Raw genomic sequence first — 15,266 nt, 5'->3', positions numbered from 1 at the left:
GGGATCGTCCAGAGCAGGCGCGCTTTTCGTGTGATGGCGCCCTGGAGGCCGCTGCCGCAGGCCGTGCATCACCGGGCAGGCCGTACACCGCCGTGACGCCGTGCCGGCCATGCCGCCGAGCTGCCGACGGCTTGCCGGTCCGACGCCGCCGTACGGCGGTCAGCCCAGGAGGTCCAGCACCGGGCGCAGCCCGTCCGGACGCTCGGCCGCCGGCAGATGATCCACGAAGTGCACCGCGCAGCCCAGCGCCGCGGCGCCGCCGTCCGCCCGGCGGTCGTCGCCCACCATCAGCGTGCTGCGGGGATCGGCGTCCAGCGCCTCGCACGCGACCGTGAACAGGCGCGGGTCCGGTTTCTGCACACCGTGCTCGTACGACAGCACATACGCGTCGACGTACGGGTCGAGACCGTGCGCGCGGAACACCGGGCGCAGATCCCAGCCGATGTTGCTGACGACGCCGACCCGGGACCCGCGCTCGCGCAACCCGTTCAACACTTCATGGGCGTCGGGATACGGCGACCAGGCCGCCGGGGTCCTGTGCCGGTCGTACAGGGCGTCGTGCAGTGCCGGGTCCGGCAGCGTCACCTGACGGGACAGCCCGGTGTACGCGGCCCGGTGCAGCTCGGCGCTCTCATCCCGGACGTGCCACACCGCGGCCATCTCCTCGGGCAGGCGGGCCGGGGCGGCTCCGCCCGGCAGGGCGCCCGCCGCCTCCAGCTCCCGGGCCTTCGCGGCGAGTTCCGGTTCGGCGAGCACGATGCCCGCGGCGTCGAGCACCGCGCGGAGCCATCGTTCGGTGGACTCGACGCGGAAGAGGGTCCCGGAGAAGTCGAACAGCACGGTGGTCATGGGGAGATCCTAGGAAGCCCGTGCGAGGGGCGGCTGCTCAGGAAGCGGCCATGTTCCAGGCCGACGGGAGATCCTCGTCGCAGAAGACGCAGACGAAGACTCCTTCACGCACCACGTTGTGCTCCCCGCATCCCTCGCAGCGCCTGAACACCAGGGCGTGCGTGAAGCCGTCGGGCCGGGCGATGCCGGCCCGGTCCAGCGCGGCGGCCACGGCCGGCCAGGAGTCGGGGTCGGGGCAGTAACCGGTGGACTGGTTGCTGACCTCGTGCACCTGCGGCCCGCCCGGGGTGCGGCGGAAGGAGATCTCGCCCGCGCCGAGCACGTCCTGACCGCCGGCGCAGGCCACGTGCTCACTGCGGCGCGGCGCGAGCCGCAGCAGCCCGTCGAGGCCGACGACATAGGTGAACGGCTCCCCGCCGTCCTCCGTGGCCGAGCCGCCGTCCCGTCCGGTCGCGCCGTCCAGGTCCGTGGCGCTGCGGACCACCCGGCCGCCGGACCCGTCCGCGACCGTCCGCCGCAGTTCCGGCGGACCCACGTAGGCGTACCGCCGTCCCGGCGCCGTCACGGCCGCCACCGCAGCTGCGCCGCGATCGCCAGGGCCACCAGCATCGCCCCGAGCAGCCAGCCGCCCAGGACGTCCGAGGGCCAGTGCACGCCCAGCCAGATCCGGGTGAGCCCCACGCCCACGACGGACAGCGCCGCCACCGCCAGCGCCGCCCGCCACACCACGCGGCCGACGCCCTGCCGGTACAGCAGCCACAGCAGCAGCCCGAGCACGACGGTGGCGGTCAGGGCGTGCCCCGAGGGATACGCCGCGTAGTGGGCGGAGTCGACGGGGTCGGGCCAGACCGGCCGGGAGCGGCCCACCGCGGCCTTGAGTCCTTGCTGGATCAGCGTGCCCAGGGCGGCCGTGGCGACCAGCCATCCGGCAGTCCACCAGTCCGCATGCCGCCACACCAGCCACACCGCGACCGCGGCCCCCAGAAGCCTCATCGTCACCGGGTCCCAGACCCAGTCGGTGAGGATGCGGCAGGCCTGCGTGACGTCGGGGTCGGCCACGGCCCAGCGGTGCGTGGTGCGGGAGACGTCGCTGTCAGCGGAGATCAGGGGACGCCACTCGACCGCGACCAGCACGAGGAGCAGCACGGAGAGCAGCCCCAGGGCCGCCGCGACGCGGAGGAACGTGTGCAGGGCCGCAGGACGGGGCGGGGAGCCGAGGGGCGCATGGTGCATAAACAGATCCTCGCCGACCCATGGGACCGAAAAACACATGCGGGGCGGCCGACACGGGGTTCGCAGCCTGATCCGGGACGGGGCCGACTCGGGAGAGGAGATCCCCGACCGGGAGCGAAGCTACGACCCGGCCGCGGCCGGACCCGGGGGAAGGGGCCGAAGCCGCTCGTGCGTCGGGTCGGGTCGGGCGGGCATTCGGTTCCATGCCGCGCTTGCGTGAGGCAGGCCGGGCGGGCGTTCGGTCCCATACCGCTCGTGCGTCAGGTCGGGCGGACACTCGGCCCGACGGCGGCCATGCGCCGGCGGCACCCCGTCCGATGCCGCTCGCGCGTCGGCGGGCGATCAGGCCAGCGCCCGCAGGCCCGGCGCGAGGGTCACCAGGACCGGGAGCACCGGCAGCAGCGCGGCCGCGGCCGTCAACCCGAGCCGGCGGGTCGCGGGGAGCCGGTCGGACGGTGCGAGCAACCGGCTCACCCGCCCCGGGACATGAGCCTGCTGAGCGGGGGCGGGTCCGAACACTCCCCGGTCCTCGTTGAGTTCGACCAGAGCCAGCGCGGTCGTCCGCCGGCCGAAGCGGCGCGACGCCGTGTCGTCGGCGGCGAGCTCGACCAACCGGTGCATCTCGGCGCGGAACGCGGCGAAGACCGCCACCCGGGGAAAGCCGGTGGCCAGTGCCGTGGAGCAGTGCAGCAGCCAGTCGTGCCGTGCCTGGGCGTGTCCCTGCTCGTGCGCGAGAACGGCATCGAGTTGACGACCCTTCAGGCGCCGCAACGCGGCCGTGGTGACGACCAGTCGGGGCCGCGCACCCGACAGCCACCACGCGTCAGGGCGCTCGCCCTCCAGGACGAGCAGCACGCCGGACGAGACGGCCTCACCCGGCAACAGCGGTGCCCGCAGCCGCAGTTCGGCCCGTCGGGACCGGTGTCCGGCCCGGCTGCGCAGGATCACCCGCACCAGCATCGTCGCGCTCCACGCCCCGCCGCAGGCCAGCGCCACCGCGGTCGCCGCAGCCCAAGACCCGGACCCACCCGGCGCGTACGCTTCCACGACCGCCTGCGGAGCCGGCGCGAAGACCTGTCCGCGCACCGCCTGCCACGCGGACGCCGCACTCAGCGTCATGGACAGCGCACAGCACAGCAGGATCGCGGCCACCACGCACTGCCACGCCCACAGGGCGACCACCGGTTCACGGTCGGGCCAGTCGGCCCGGGCGATCAGCCGGGGGGCGAGCACGGCGGTCAGCACGCCCAGCAGCAGCAGGATCGCGGTGACCGTCATGAACAGCACCCTATGAGCGCACGCGACCCGGAGTGCGGCTACTCGCGACGAAGTGACGCAGGCCATCTCCCTCCGCCGTCGCGCGGATCACATCGCCAGCAGCATGGCTACCATGCCGATCCCCATGGACAGCCGGCACGCCCGGACGACTTCGGGCCGGTCGCTCCAGGGGACGGCGGACGTGCCCGCCCCGGCCACGGGCAGCAGCCGTACCCCCGACACGAGGACGTAGCCGGCGAAGTACAGCAGCAGCACCCCCGTCAGCAGCGGCACGCCTGCGACGCCGTGCTCGTGCTCGTGCACGTGTGCCGGGGCGGGTGAGACGGCCATCGCGGCGGCCATGTAGACCATGGCCGCGGTGCCGACCAGGTGATGCAGATGGCAGGCGCTCGCCCTGGCCGCCCACAGCGCCCGCACGGCTGCCGTGCCGAAGACCACGGCGTACGCGGGCCAGGCCCAGGCCGGCGGGGTGAACACGGCAGAGGGCACGGCCATCGCGGCCATTCCGAAGCCCATCAGCGCCTCGCCGCCCGCGGCCCGGCGCTGTTCCTCGACGCTGCTGCGCATCCGCAGCAGGCAGTAGGCGCCGGTCGCCGCACACAGCGCCACCAGCAGCCAGCCGGGCGAAGCCGGACCGTGCATGCGCACCTCCCCGCTCGACGTCGCCAGTCACCGGATGCGATGCCCAGGCAACGCAGCGCGCACGCGGGCGCAAGGAGGTACACGGGGAGCGTCGGGCGGAGCGCGATAAATCGTTTACGAGTAAAACACATGCTAAATTCATGGAATGAGCAGCGCGACTCCTGAGCAGCCCCGGCCCGAGTCCGAGTCCGAGTTCGAGTCCGGTTCCGGTTCCGAGTCCGAGTCCGGTTCCGAGTCCGGGTCCGGGTCCGGTTCCGAGTCCGGGTCCGAGTCCCGGCCCATGCACCGATGCGAGTCCGATTCCCGGCCCATGCGCCGGTCCGAGTCCCGATCCGGACCCCGGTCGCGCTTCCGCCCTGGACGACCGGCCGGGCGGCGCCCCCGCGCCCGGCCGGGACGCGGGCTCCCGCTGACCGGTGTGCTGCGCCTCGGCAGACCCTCCGAGATCTGGTTCAAGCCCGCTCTCAGCGTCATCGCCGCCGTCGCCCCGCCCAACCTCGCCCTGCTCGCGCTCGGGCGGCTGGATCTGGCCATGTACACCATGGCGGGATCCCTGTGCGCGCTGTACGCCCACAACCGCCCCTACGCGGCTCGGGCCCGCGTCCTGGCCGGGGTGGTGCTCGGCATGACCGGCGGTCTCGCCGTCGCGCTGCTCACGGCCGCGCTCACCCACGACGCCGTCGTGCTGGTGACCGTCGGCGCGCTGCTCGCGGCCGCGCAGAAGGCACTCTGCGACGCGACCCGACTCGGCCCGCCCGGCAACGTCGTCCTCACGTTCATCAGCTCCGCCGCGCTGTTCGCACCGCAGACACCCGGGCAGCTGCCCGGCCACCTGGGACTGGCCCTGGCCGCCGGCGCCTGGGCCTGGCTGGTCGGCATGGCGCCCGGGCTGCTGCGTCCGCACGGCCCTGAGCGCCGGGCCACCGCCCATGCCCTGAGCACAGCTGCCGCGTACGCCGCGTACACCGCCGACACCGCCGACGGCGCCGGTCGCGTCCGGACCCGCGCCGCGGCGGCCGCCGCCGTGAACGCCGCCTGGCAGACCCTCCTGTCGGCCTGCCCCGGGGTGTCGCGCCGCGCCCTGGAACGGCTGGTCGTCCGAGCCGAGATCGCCCTCGCCGCGCCCGCGGACACCGACCCGACGCGCCTGCGCCACTGGGCCCGCGAGCTGCGCGGCACCGGTCCGGTCCCGTGCCCGGACGATCTCGTGGACGACGACGAACTCCTCGGCATCGACGTCGAACTCGCCGTCACCCGACCGCCGTTGCGGCGCCGTCTCGGCCCGCTCGCCCCGATCGCGACGCGCACGGCGATCGGTTGCGGCCTCGCCGGATACGCCTCCCTCGCCCTGGGCGTGGGCCGCCCCTACTGGGCGCTCGTCACCGCCGCGTCCCTCTACCAGGCGAACGTCACCCTCACCTGGAGCCGCGGAGTTCAGCGCGTCGTGGGCAACATCGTCGGAGTCCTCGCCTTCGCCGCACTCGTCCCGCTCGCCCACCTCGCGCCGACGGCCCTCGTCCTGGTCTGCCTCGCCCTCAACTTCGGCGCCGAGGCGCTCATCAGCCGCAACTACTGGCTGGGCAGCGTCTGCGTGACGCCGATGGCCCTGCTCATCACCGAGTTCGCCCAGGCCCAGGACCCGGCCCGGCTGGTCGCCGAACGGCTGGCGGACACCGTCGTCGGCGCCGTGGTCGGCTTCGCCGCCGCGATCGCGGTGACCAACCGCCCTGCAGGCGACCGTCTCGGGGACGCCCTGACCGCCGTCGAACGGGCCCGCGAGCACACCGCCCGCCTGCTGGCGGACCGGCAGCCCGCCGCCGGCGCCCTGGAATCCGCGCGGCGCGCGCTCGCCGGCGCACTGGTCGAGCTGCGGGCCGCCGCGGACGCCGCGTACGGCGAGTGGTGGCAGCGAGCGCTGCCCGAGGAGCGGGTCGTGACGGCCGAGCAGTCCGGACACCGTACGCTCGCGGCGACGGTACGGCGCCGGGGACTTCTCCCGGACCGGGACGCGAAGGCAAGAGCGGAGGACGTACGGGGATGACGGGGAAGCAGGGGCGTGCAGCGGCCGGGGACGCAACACCGGAAGGGCCCGCGACCGGGGAAGCGCCGCGAGGGACCCCCGCAGCCGACGCCCCGACCACGCCCGGGGAGAGACCCGGCGACGGCGACCGCGCGACCGGTGGTGACCGGCCGGGTCGGCCGGGCGGCGATGCCGGAACCCGCAACGGGCACGGAGACGACGGGTCGTCCGGGAGCGAGAACGACGACGGCGGCGCCGCACCGCCCGGGAAAGGGAACGGGGTCGGAAACGGGAACGGAAACGGGAACGGAAACGGAGTCGGAACCGGAGACGGGAACGGAACCGGAAGCGGGGACCGGGGCACGACGAGGAACGACACGGTGTCGGCCGTCGTGCGGCAGTGGCAGACCGTCCGGCCGGACCTGGACACCGGGCCCATGGAGATCATCGGCCGCGTCAACCGCTGCGCCGCCCTCCTCCAGCAGGCCGAGGACGCGCCCCTGCGGCGGGCCGGACTGAGCCGCCCCGAGTTCGACCTGCTCGGCGCACTGCGCCGCAGGGGCCACGAACTGACTCCCGGCGAACTCGCCCGCGAGACCTTCTCCTCCGGCGCGGCCGTCACCAAACGCCTCAAGCAGCTCACCGAGCGCGGCCTGGTGGAGCGCCGGGGCGACACCCGCGACCGCCGTGTCGCGCACCTCCGGCTCACCGACGCCGGCCGTGACCTCGTCGACGGCGTCATGCCCGAACAGCTCGCCTACGAGAGCGCCGCGCTGTCCGCCATGGACGACGGGCGGCAGGGAGAACTGGCCGATCTGCTGGGGGAGTTGCTCAGTCGCCTGGAGGGGCAGATGCGGTCGCTGGGCGTGTGACCGCGGCTGCGGAAGCCACGCCGACGGCGACTCCGTGACGGTCCTCGGTCCTCGGCCCCCGGTCCCCGGCCCCCGGTCCTCGGTCCTCGGTCCTCGGTTCTCGGTTCTCGGCCCCCGGTCCTCGGCCCCCGGCCCCCGGTCCTCGGCCCCCGGTCCCCGGCCCCCGGTCCTCGGCTTCCGGGCCCCCGGGCCCCGGCGCTCGCGGGGTCGACGGACTGTCGGGGTGCCGTATCCCCGGGGACGGGCCCGGTCCCGGGGATACGGCATCCCGGCTCGGCTCGGGCGGCGGCCCGCAGACCTTCATCTGCCGTTTTCGGCCGTTCATCTGCCGTGTTCGCCGCCGTACACCCCGAACGCCGCGCCCTGGGGGTCGCGCAGCACGGCGATCCGCGGGCCGTCCGGCACCGTGGACGGCTCCATGAGCACGCCGCCGCCCGCCACGACGGCGGTCCACGTGGTGTCGTCCACGTCGGCGACTGCGAAGTACGGCAGCCAGTGCGGGGGCGCCTCCGGCGGGAACTTGTCGTCCATCCTGATCATGCCGCCGAAGTCGGCGCCGCCGACGCCCCACTGCAGGTAGTTCTCCGACGAGCGGACGGTCCAGCCGAAGACCGTGGTGTAGAAGGTCTCCGCCCGGTCGGGATCACGGGTCAGCAACTCGACCCAGCCGAGCGAGCCGGGCGCGTTGAACAGGCCGGCGCCGGCGAAGGACCGCGCCTGCCACAACTGGAACGCGGCCCCGGCGGGGTCGAGGACGACCACGAACCGGCCCACGTCGAAGACGTCCATCGGTCCGACCAGCACCGTGCCGCCGGCCTCCATGGCCAGCCGGGCGCTGACGTCCGCGTCGGTCACGGCGAACGACACGCTCCAGGCGCATGGCTGCGCCCGCTGGTGCCGGGGGGTGAGCGCGGCGACGGCCGCGTCGCCGAGGTGCGCGACCGAATAGCCGCCGGCTTCCTGCCGCGGGTCCGTCTCCGCGCGCCAGCCGAACAGCTCCGCGTAGAACCGCTTCGCCGCTTCCAGGTCGCCCGTCCCCAGCTCGGCCCAGCAGGGCCCGCCCGGCACGGGCGTCTCGAGCTTCATGACGTTCCTCCGAAAGGTCACCCCCTCAGCACGCTATGCCCCGCCCGGCCGCACGGCATCCGCTGACCTGCTCGCCCTGCGCCGCCCCCGTCGACCAGCCATGACAGCCCCGACAGCGCTGACTGCCCCGACAGCCCGGGTGGTCCGCCCCCGGCAGCGCTCGGACCCCCGTGCCCGACCGGACGTCCGTCGTCGTGCGCGGTGCGGCCCGCGGCGATCGAGGAAGGCGGTCCGGACCCCCGCGGGCCTCTCAGATGCCTGGCCGGTACCGCATCGGGTGGTCCGCCGGCACCTCCACGAGCACGATCGGGATTCCGTCCGGGTCCGCGATCCACATCTCGATCAGACCCCAGGGCTCCTTCACCGGCGGGCGCGTGATCTCGACGCCGTTCGCCCGCAGCTCGTCGTGTGCCGCAGCGGCGTCCGCCACCTGGAGCCACAGACGCACCGGAGCGGCCGCTCGCTCGGCCGGCGTCGGCGGGTTCTCGGCGCGGCCCGAGAGCTCCAGATGGCCGCCGCCGAGGAAGTAGACAGTTCCGCGGTCAGGGCCCGTGCCGAACTCTCGGGAGACGGCCAGACCCAGCTGCTCCCCGTAGAAGACGCGGGAACGCTCGGGATCGGTCGGTCGAAGCAGGGTCCTGCTGCTCAGTACGTGCACCATGCGGCGGGAGCCTAGCCGGGTGGGGTTACGCTCGGGCGACCCCCAGCCCGTGTCAGAGACCGGAGACCGCCCGCATGGACACCGCAGCCACCGACCTCGTCTTCCGCACCGCCACCGACGCCGACGTGGACGAGCTGGTCGCGCTCATCGAGTCCGCCTACCGCGGAGACTCCAGCCGGGCCGGGTGGACGACGGAGGCGGACATCCTCGAGGGGCAGCGCACCGATCCCGAAGGCGTGCGCGCGGTCATCAAGGCGACCGACAGCCGGCTGCTCACCGTGGAGCAGGACGGCCGTCTGGTCGCCTGCTGCCAGCTGGCCCACCGCGGTGACCACGCCTACTTCGGCATGTTCGCGGTGAGCCCCACGGCGCAGGGCGCCGGCCTCGGCAGGACGGTCATGGCGGAGGCCGAGCGGCAGGCCCGCGAGGACTGGGGCGTCGGTGAGATGCAGATGACGGTGATCTCCGTGCGCGAGGACCTCATCGCCTGGTACGAGCGGCGCGGCTACCGCCGTACGGGACGCATGACCCCGTTCCCGTACGGCGACGAGCGTTTCGGCATTCCGCGCCGCGACGACCTGCAGTTCGAGCTGCTGGTCAAGCCGCTGGCCGAGCCGTCGGCCTGAGCGCGCCGCAGGCCGGGCCGAGGCAGGGGCTCCAGCACCCGCGGGGTTCCGCTCAGGCGGTGAACCGGCCGGTGCGCCTGATGTCGGGGTAGTCCGTGGTCGCGCCGTCCAGCTCCAGGGCGCGCACCAGCCGCAGCTGTTCCTGCGTGTTCACCACCCAGCCGATGATCCGCAGGTCACGCTTGCGTGCCTCCTCGACGATCTCCAGGGTGAGCCGGCGCAGGTTGAGGCAGACCGTCGCGGCGCCGATCGCGACGGCCCGGTCCACGATGTCGAGGCCGTAGCGGCTGCCGATGAGCGCGGTGCGCACCCCGGGCACCAGCCGTGCGACCTCCGCGACGGCCTCGTCGTGGAAGGAGGACACCTCCACCCGCCGCACGAGGTCCCGCTCTAGGATCACCTCGGCCAGCGCCCGCGCCGCCTGCACGTCCTTGATCTCGGCCTGGAGCGGCGCCTGAACGACCTCCAGCACCTCCTCGAACCGTGGGACGCGTTCCCCGCGGCCGGCGTCGAGTGTGCGCAGTTCCGCGAGCGTCTGGTCGGCGATGGGGCCGGTGCCGTCGGTCGTGCGGTCCACCTCGGGATCGTGCATGACCACGAGGGCGCCGTCCTTGCTCAGGTGCAGGTCGAGTTCGATGGCGTCGAGGCCGGCCTGCTCGGCGGCGACGAAGGAGCGCAGGGTGTTCTCGGGCTCGACGCCCATGACGCCGCGGTGACCGATGGTGAGGAAGTTCAAGACGCGACTCGCTTCCGACGACGGGGGCTGGAGGGGCGGGCCGCGTGGCGGCCCCGGGCGGGGTGAGGACGGGTGTGTGCGCACCGACGTGTTCCCCACCCGCCCTGCTCCACCGGAAGCGGATACTCCTCCGATGCCCGGCAGGAAAAAGTGCGGTGAAGGAGCGGTAACGCAGGATAATTTCCCGAGAGGTCACTTGCTGAAGGAAACCCCATATGTCTACGGTGTGGTGACGCAAGGTTCTTCAGCGAAGGATGGGACATGACGGAAATTCTTGTGCAGGCAGCATCGGGGGAGCAGGTTCCTCCGGCGCCCAGGGTGGTGGAGCACCCGGCGTGGCGCGTGCTCAAGGATGCCGTGGAGCAGGTCCGGCCCTGGCAGTCGAAGGACGGGTCGATCGACTTCTCGGCCGAGGGCGCACCGGCGCGCGACGAGGCCGACCAGGCCGTGCAGCGGGTGATCGAGGCCGTCGAGGAGCTGTCCCCGCTGCTCCCGCACGACGCCGACTACCACCGTGCGCTGGTCAAGGATCTGCGGGTGTGGGCCGACGGCGGTTTCGAGGTCCCGGACTTCCTCGACTCGCTGCTGGCCTTCCAGCCCGCAGCGAGCCGCGCGGACGGACTCCAGCACCTGGTCGTCTTCGCGATGTACACGCAGAACGGCAATCCGGACCGCAACCTGGAGGCGGTCGTGCTCCGGATGGTCTGGCCGCAGTGGCTGGCGGAGCTCGAGCGCACCCGCTACGACAACCCGCTGTTCTGCGGCATCACCTTCGAGGACTTCACGTCCGGCTACGACACCAACTCGGCCGTCCTCTTCCCGGAGACCATCGCGGTCCGGGAAGCGCCGGAACGTTTCTCCTGGGGTGGCATCTTCTGTGACCGCGAGGCCGCGCGCTTCCGCCGTGTGACGGACGCCGCCGTCGACATCCTGGGCCTGGAGCTGCCCGAGGACGTCGCCGACATGGTGCACGACCAGAAGCGCTGCGAAGAGGCCTTCGTGCTGTGGGACATGGTGCACGACCGGACCCACAGCCACGGCGATCTGCCCTTCGACCCGTTCATGATCAAGCAGCGCCAGCCGTTCTGGATGTACGGCCTCGAGGAGCTGCGCTGCGACCTCACCGCCTTCAAGGAGGCCGTGAAGCTGCAGGCCGACGGCGTCCCGCAGGCCCGTGACGTGCAGTACGCGGTCCTCTTCGACCGGATGTTCCGCTTCCCGGTCACCGGCGAGCGCGTGCGCAACTACGACGGCCTCGGCGGCCAGCTGCTCTTCGCGTACCTGCACAGGCACGACGTCCTGCGCTGGACCGACAACCGGCTGCAGATCGACTGGGAGCGCGCCCCGCAGGTCACCAACCAGCTGTGCGCCGACATCGAGACGCTGTACCGCGACGGCATCGACCGCCCCAAACTGGTGCACTGGTTCGCCGGCTACGAGCTGGTCTCCACCTATCTCGCCCCGCACCCGGGCTCCAAGTGGGCCAAGGGTCCCGACGCCCTCGACCTGACCCAGCCGCCGCGCAGGCTCGTCGATGACGTGCTTCCCGACGAGTTTCCGCTGAGCATGTTCTATGAGGCACTGTCCAAGAAGCTGAAGAACGTGATCGCCTCCACCAAGGGCATCACGGCGGACGGCGCCGAGCGGATCGCCGCGTGAGCGACCTGCGAACCGAGAACACTGTTCCGCGGGACACTGCGGAGCAGGACACTGCTCAGGAGGCGAAGACCATGGGGAACGGGGCTCTCAGCGGTGCGGTGGTCGTGGTGGCCGGTGCGGGCGGACCTGCCGGCCGGGCGGCGCTGCTCAGGCTCGCCGAGGCCGGCGCGACCGTCGTCGGCGCGGACAACGACCCCGAGCGTCTGGCGGAGGCCGTCGACGCGGCCCGCTACGGGGCCGGCGGCGCCGCCGTCACCGGCGAACCGGTCGACCTGCTCGACCTGGACTCGACCCGGGACTGGGCGCAGCGCGTCGAGAAGGACTTCGGCCGGATCGACGGCGTGGTCCACCTCGTCGGCGGCTGGCGGGGCAGTGAGACGTTCATCAAGACCAGCCTGGACGACTGGGACTTCCTGGAACTGCTGCTCGTCAAGACCGTGCAGCACACCTCGCTGGCCTTCTTCGAGGCCCTCCAGCGCAGCGAGCTCGGCCGGTACGTGCTGATCAGCGCCTCCGGGGCCACGAAGCCCACCGCGGGCAACGCCGCGTACGCCGCCGCCAAGGCGGCAGCGGAGGCCTGGACCCTCGCGCTCGCCGACGCCTTCCGCAAGGCGGGGGGCGCCGAGGGCCCGACCTCCGCGGCTGCGATCCTGGTGGTGAAGGCGCTGGTGCACGACGCGATGCGCGCCGACCGCCCCAACGCGAAGTTCGCGGGCTTCACGGACGTCAAGGACCTGGCCGAGGCCATCACCGGTGTCTGGGAGAAGTCCGCCCAGGAAGTGAACGGACAGCGTCTGTGGCTCACCGAGAAGCCGTGAACCCGGCGAAGACCGACGCCCGTCGCCGTCATGACCCCGGGGTCCGTGGTTTCGCCAGCGACAACTACGCCGGGGCCCACCCGGAGGTGATGGCCGCGCTGGCCCTGGCCAACGGCGGCCATCAGGTGGCGTACGGCGAGGACGACTACACGGACAACCTCCAGCAGATCGTCCGCAGCCACTTCGGGGCCACGGCGGAGGCCTTCCCGGTCTTCAACGGAACCGGGGCCAACGTCGTGGCGCTCCAGGCGGTCACCGACCGCTGGGGCGCGGTGATCTGCGCCGAGAGCGCCCACATCAACGTGGACGAGGGCGGCGCACCCGAGCGCATGGGCGGTCTCAAGCTGCTCACCGTCCCCACGCCCGACGGCAAGCTCACGCCCGAGCTGATCGACCGGCAGGCCTGGGGATGGGACGACGAGCACCGTGCGATGCCGCAGGTCGTCTCGATCACCCAGAGCACGGAGCTCGGCACGCTGTACACGCCCGAGGAGATCCGCGCGATCTGCGACCACGCCCACGCGCACGGGATGAAGGTCCATCTCGACGGTTCCCGGATAGCCAACGCGGCCGCCTCCCTGGACGTCCCGATGCGGACGTTCACCAACGCGGTCGGCGTCGACATCCTGTCCCTGGGCGGCACCAAGAACGGCGCGCTGTTCGGTGAGGCCGTCGTGGTCATCGACCAGGGCGCCGTGCGCCGGATGAAGCACCTGCGCAAGCTGTCCATGCAGCTCGCCTCCAAGATGCGCTTCGTGTCGGTGCAGCTGGAGGCCCTGCTCGCCAAGGACCTGTGGCTGCGCAACGCACGCCACGCCAACGAGATGGCGCAGCGCCTCGCGGAGGGCGTGCGGGCCGTGCACGGCGTGGAGATCCTCTACCCGGTGCAGTCCAACGGCGTCTTCGCACGGCTCCCGCACGACGTGAGCGAGCGGCTCCAGAAGAAGTTCCGGTTCTACTTCTGGGACGAGGCGGCGGGCGACGTGCGGTGGATGTGCGCGTTCGACACGACCGAGGAGGACGTGGACGCGTTCGTCGCCGCGCTGAAGGAGGAGATGGCCCGGTAGGGCCTGCCGACGAGCGGCAGGGCATGAGCGGCAGGGCATGAGCGACTGCTGCATAGGTATGCGATCACCTGAAAAGTCATTGACGTTCGGGTGATCGTTTTCCTATGCTCTCCCGCCATGGAGCTGACCCAGGAGAATCCCGACCTGTCCGCCTATTTGGCTGCCGACGAGGTCATCGACCACGGCCACCCGGTGGTGCGGGCCACCGCCGCACGCCTCGCGCGGGACGCCGAGGACTCGTATGCCTATGCACGGCTGGCCTTCGAGTTCGTGCGCGACGCCGTTCCCCACTCGCAGGACGCCGAGGACCCGCGGGTGACCTGGCGCGCCTCGGACGTCCTCGAGCAGCGGACGGGCATCTGCTTCGCCAAGGCCCACGCGCTGGCCGCGCTGCTGCGGGCCGAGGACATCCCGACCGCGTTGTGCTATCAGCGGTTCGCGCGCGACGAGGGCGACGGGCACGTCCTGCACGGACTCGTCGCGGTGCGCTTCCGTGGGGCGTGGCACCGCCAGGACGCGCGCGGCAACAAGCCGGGCGTGGACGCGCGGTTCTCCCTGGACGGCGAACGGCTGGCCTTCCGCGCCGACGCCGCGGCGGGCGAGAGGGACTATCCCGGCCTCTACGCCTCTCCGCATCCGGGCGTCCTCGAAGCGCTGCGCACCGCTTCCGACCGGCCGGCACTGTGGAAGAGCCTCCCCGCCGCGCTGTGAGACCTGCCGGCGCCGGCCATTGCGCCCTCGTCCGCTCCCCGGAAAACGCCGAGGCCCTCTCCGGGGAGAGGGCCTCGGCGTTTTGGAAGGGGCGGGATTCAGCTCGCCTCGGCCGCCCGCACCTGCTCCGGAGTGGGCGCGGTGCCGCCCAGGTGGGCCGGCATCCACCAGGTGTCGTTCGCGTCCTTGGGGCGCACCGGATAGGCGCGCTGAGCGGCCTCCAGCAACTCCTGTACGCGGTCGCGCAGCTGACGGGTGAGGGCGCCCGCGTACTTGTCGCGGGAGGCCTCGAGGGCCTCGCCGACACGGATGGTGACCGGCGTGTGGCTGCGCTTGAAGTTGCGCGGGTGGCCCTTGGTCCAGAGTCGCTGCGTACCCCACAGGGCCACCGGGATCAGCGGGACGCCCGCTTCCTGGGCCATCCGGGCCGCGCCGGACTTGAAGCTCTTCAGCGTGAAGGACTGGGAGATGGTCGCCTCGGGGAAGACGCCGACGATCTCGCCGGAGCGCAGTGAGTCCAGCGCGTGCTGGTACGCCGTCTCGCCCTGGTTGCGGTCGACCGGGATGTGCTTCATGCCGCGCATCAGCGGGCCGGAGATCTTGTGGCGGAAGACGGACTCCTTCGCCATGAAGCGAACGAGGCGTTTCTGCGGGAGGGCGGCCAGACCGTCGAAGATGAAGTCGAGGTAGCTGATGTGATTGCTCACCAGCACGGCTCCACCCGAGCGCGGGATGTTCTCCGACCCCTTGCAGTCGATCTTGAGGTCCCAGACCTTGAACAACGTCTGGGCGAGGCCGACGACGGGGCGGTAGACGAGCTCTGCCATGGGTGAGGCGGACCCTTCCTTCTCTCTGCCGAGGAGACTTCCGACGACAAAGTTACGCTGCCGTAGGTTTGCGGCATCTCGCAGATCGTGCCCCAAGAACGGCCGGGGAGCCAGCCCTGGTGCCCCGGAACAGCGAGATCCTCGTCACGTCAACCCCTTTGATCCACCTCGGTCTTTTAGA

At 72.4% G+C, this 15,266-nt stretch carries 16 protein-coding genes; 7 read left to right on the top strand and 9 right to left on the bottom strand.

The window, feature by feature from the left end:
* Nucleotides 1-159: 159 nt before the first annotated feature.
* The 5 genes from ACN6LD_RS26335 to ACN6LD_RS26315 form a co-directional block, all read right to left on the bottom strand.
* Complete coding sequence (locus ACN6LD_RS26335; RefSeq protein ID WP_445044457.1) at nt 160-849, bottom strand: HAD family hydrolase; 690 nt, start codon at nt 847-849, stop codon at nt 160-162.
* Between the two features lie 37 nt (nt 850-886).
* Nucleotides 887-1,423 carry a hypothetical protein gene (locus ACN6LD_RS26330; protein WP_445044456.1) on the bottom strand — a complete coding sequence of 179 codons (537 nt, stop codon included), beginning with the start codon at nt 1,421-1,423 and terminating at the stop codon, nt 887-889.
* Nucleotides 1,411-2,082 carry a phosphatase PAP2 family protein gene (locus ACN6LD_RS26325; protein ID WP_319193057.1) on the bottom strand — a complete coding sequence of 224 codons (672 nt, stop codon included), beginning with the start codon at nt 2,080-2,082 and terminating at the stop codon, nt 1,411-1,413. The genes ACN6LD_RS26330 and ACN6LD_RS26325 overlap by 13 nt, the downstream gene beginning before the upstream one ends.
* A 342-nt stretch (nt 2,083-2,424) precedes the next feature.
* Complete coding sequence (locus ACN6LD_RS26320; protein ID WP_445044455.1) at nt 2,425-3,360, bottom strand: M56 family metallopeptidase; 936 nt, start codon at nt 3,358-3,360, stop codon at nt 2,425-2,427.
* Between the two features lie 87 nt (nt 3,361-3,447).
* A complete protein-coding gene (locus tag ACN6LD_RS26315) occupies nt 3,448-4,002 on the bottom strand; it encodes a DUF5134 domain-containing protein (protein ID WP_445044454.1) in 555 nt (184 codons plus the stop codon).
* Between the two features lie 418 nt (nt 4,003-4,420).
* Here ACN6LD_RS26315 and ACN6LD_RS26310 point away from each other — a divergent pair, with 418 nt between their 5' ends.
* Together ACN6LD_RS26310 and ACN6LD_RS26305 are read left to right on the top strand one after the other, a co-directional pair.
* Nucleotides 4,421-6,043, top strand: a complete 1,623-nt coding sequence (locus ACN6LD_RS26310; RefSeq protein WP_445044453.1) for an FUSC family protein — start codon at nt 4,421-4,423, stop codon at nt 6,041-6,043.
* A 359-nt stretch (nt 6,044-6,402) separates the two neighbouring features.
* Entirely contained in the window at nt 6,403-6,894 is a 492-nt protein-coding gene (locus ACN6LD_RS26305; RefSeq protein WP_319193049.1) for a MarR family winged helix-turn-helix transcriptional regulator, read from the top strand.
* Nucleotides 6,895-7,215: 321 nt separating this feature from the next.
* Here the strand turns inward: ACN6LD_RS26305 and ACN6LD_RS26300 are convergent, their stop codons facing one another.
* Nucleotides 7,216-7,980 (bottom strand): VOC family protein, encoded by a 765-nt coding sequence (locus ACN6LD_RS26300; protein ID WP_445044452.1) that lies wholly within the window; start codon nt 7,978-7,980, stop codon nt 7,216-7,218.
* A 250-nt stretch (nt 7,981-8,230) separates the two neighbouring features.
* Complete coding sequence (locus ACN6LD_RS26295; protein WP_319190356.1) at nt 8,231-8,641, bottom strand: VOC family protein; 411 nt, start codon at nt 8,639-8,641, stop codon at nt 8,231-8,233.
* A gap of 74 nt (nt 8,642-8,715) precedes the next feature.
* Here ACN6LD_RS26295 and ACN6LD_RS26290 point away from each other — a divergent pair, with 74 nt between their 5' ends.
* Nucleotides 8,716-9,267 (top strand): GNAT family N-acetyltransferase, encoded by a 552-nt coding sequence (locus tag ACN6LD_RS26290; RefSeq protein WP_319190354.1) that lies wholly within the window; start codon nt 8,716-8,718, stop codon nt 9,265-9,267.
* Nucleotides 9,268-9,319: 52 nt separating this feature from the next.
* Here ACN6LD_RS26290 and ACN6LD_RS26285 read toward each other — a convergent pair whose 3' ends face one another.
* Entirely contained in the window at nt 9,320-10,003 is a 684-nt protein-coding gene (locus tag ACN6LD_RS26285) for a glycerophosphodiester phosphodiesterase (RefSeq protein ID WP_445044451.1), read from the bottom strand.
* A gap of 261 nt (nt 10,004-10,264) precedes the next feature.
* Between ACN6LD_RS26285 and ACN6LD_RS26280 the strand changes: the two genes are divergently transcribed.
* The 4 genes from ACN6LD_RS26280 to ACN6LD_RS26265 all read left to right on the top strand — a co-directional run bounded on the left by ACN6LD_RS26280 (nt 10,265) and on the right by ACN6LD_RS26265 (nt 14,258).
* Nucleotides 10,265-11,662 carry a DUF6421 family protein gene (locus tag ACN6LD_RS26280; protein WP_445044450.1) on the top strand — a complete coding sequence of 466 codons (1,398 nt, stop codon included), beginning with the start codon at nt 10,265-10,267 and terminating at the stop codon, nt 11,660-11,662.
* A gap of 71 nt (nt 11,663-11,733) precedes the next feature.
* Nucleotides 11,734-12,480 carry an SDR family oxidoreductase gene (locus tag ACN6LD_RS26275; protein ID WP_057582555.1) on the top strand — a complete coding sequence of 249 codons (747 nt, stop codon included), beginning with the start codon at nt 11,734-11,736 and terminating at the stop codon, nt 12,478-12,480.
* Nucleotides 12,477-13,547, top strand: coding sequence for a threonine aldolase family protein (locus tag ACN6LD_RS26270; RefSeq protein WP_319190360.1), 1,071 nt, complete (start codon nt 12,477-12,479; stop codon nt 13,545-13,547). The genes ACN6LD_RS26275 and ACN6LD_RS26270 overlap by 4 nt, the downstream gene beginning before the upstream one ends.
* A gap of 117 nt (nt 13,548-13,664) precedes the next feature.
* Nucleotides 13,665-14,258, top strand: a complete 594-nt coding sequence (locus tag ACN6LD_RS26265) for a transglutaminase domain-containing protein (RefSeq protein ID WP_319190348.1) — start codon at nt 13,665-13,667, stop codon at nt 14,256-14,258.
* A 98-nt stretch (nt 14,259-14,356) separates the two neighbouring features.
* On the opposite strand, the gene ACN6LD_RS26260 is transcribed toward ACN6LD_RS26265, so the two are convergent.
* The gene (locus ACN6LD_RS26260) at nt 14,357-15,085 is read right to left on the bottom strand and encodes a lysophospholipid acyltransferase family protein (protein ID WP_319190346.1); all 729 of its coding nucleotides are present in this window, start codon (nt 15,083-15,085) and stop codon (nt 14,357-14,359) included.
* Nucleotides 15,086-15,266: the final 181 nt, after the last annotated feature.

It is taken from the genome of Streptomyces sp. SAS_272, from assembly GCF_052543235.1.
Note: the sequence above shows the minus strand (reverse complement) of the source record. Positions and strands in the feature narration are given on the sequence as shown.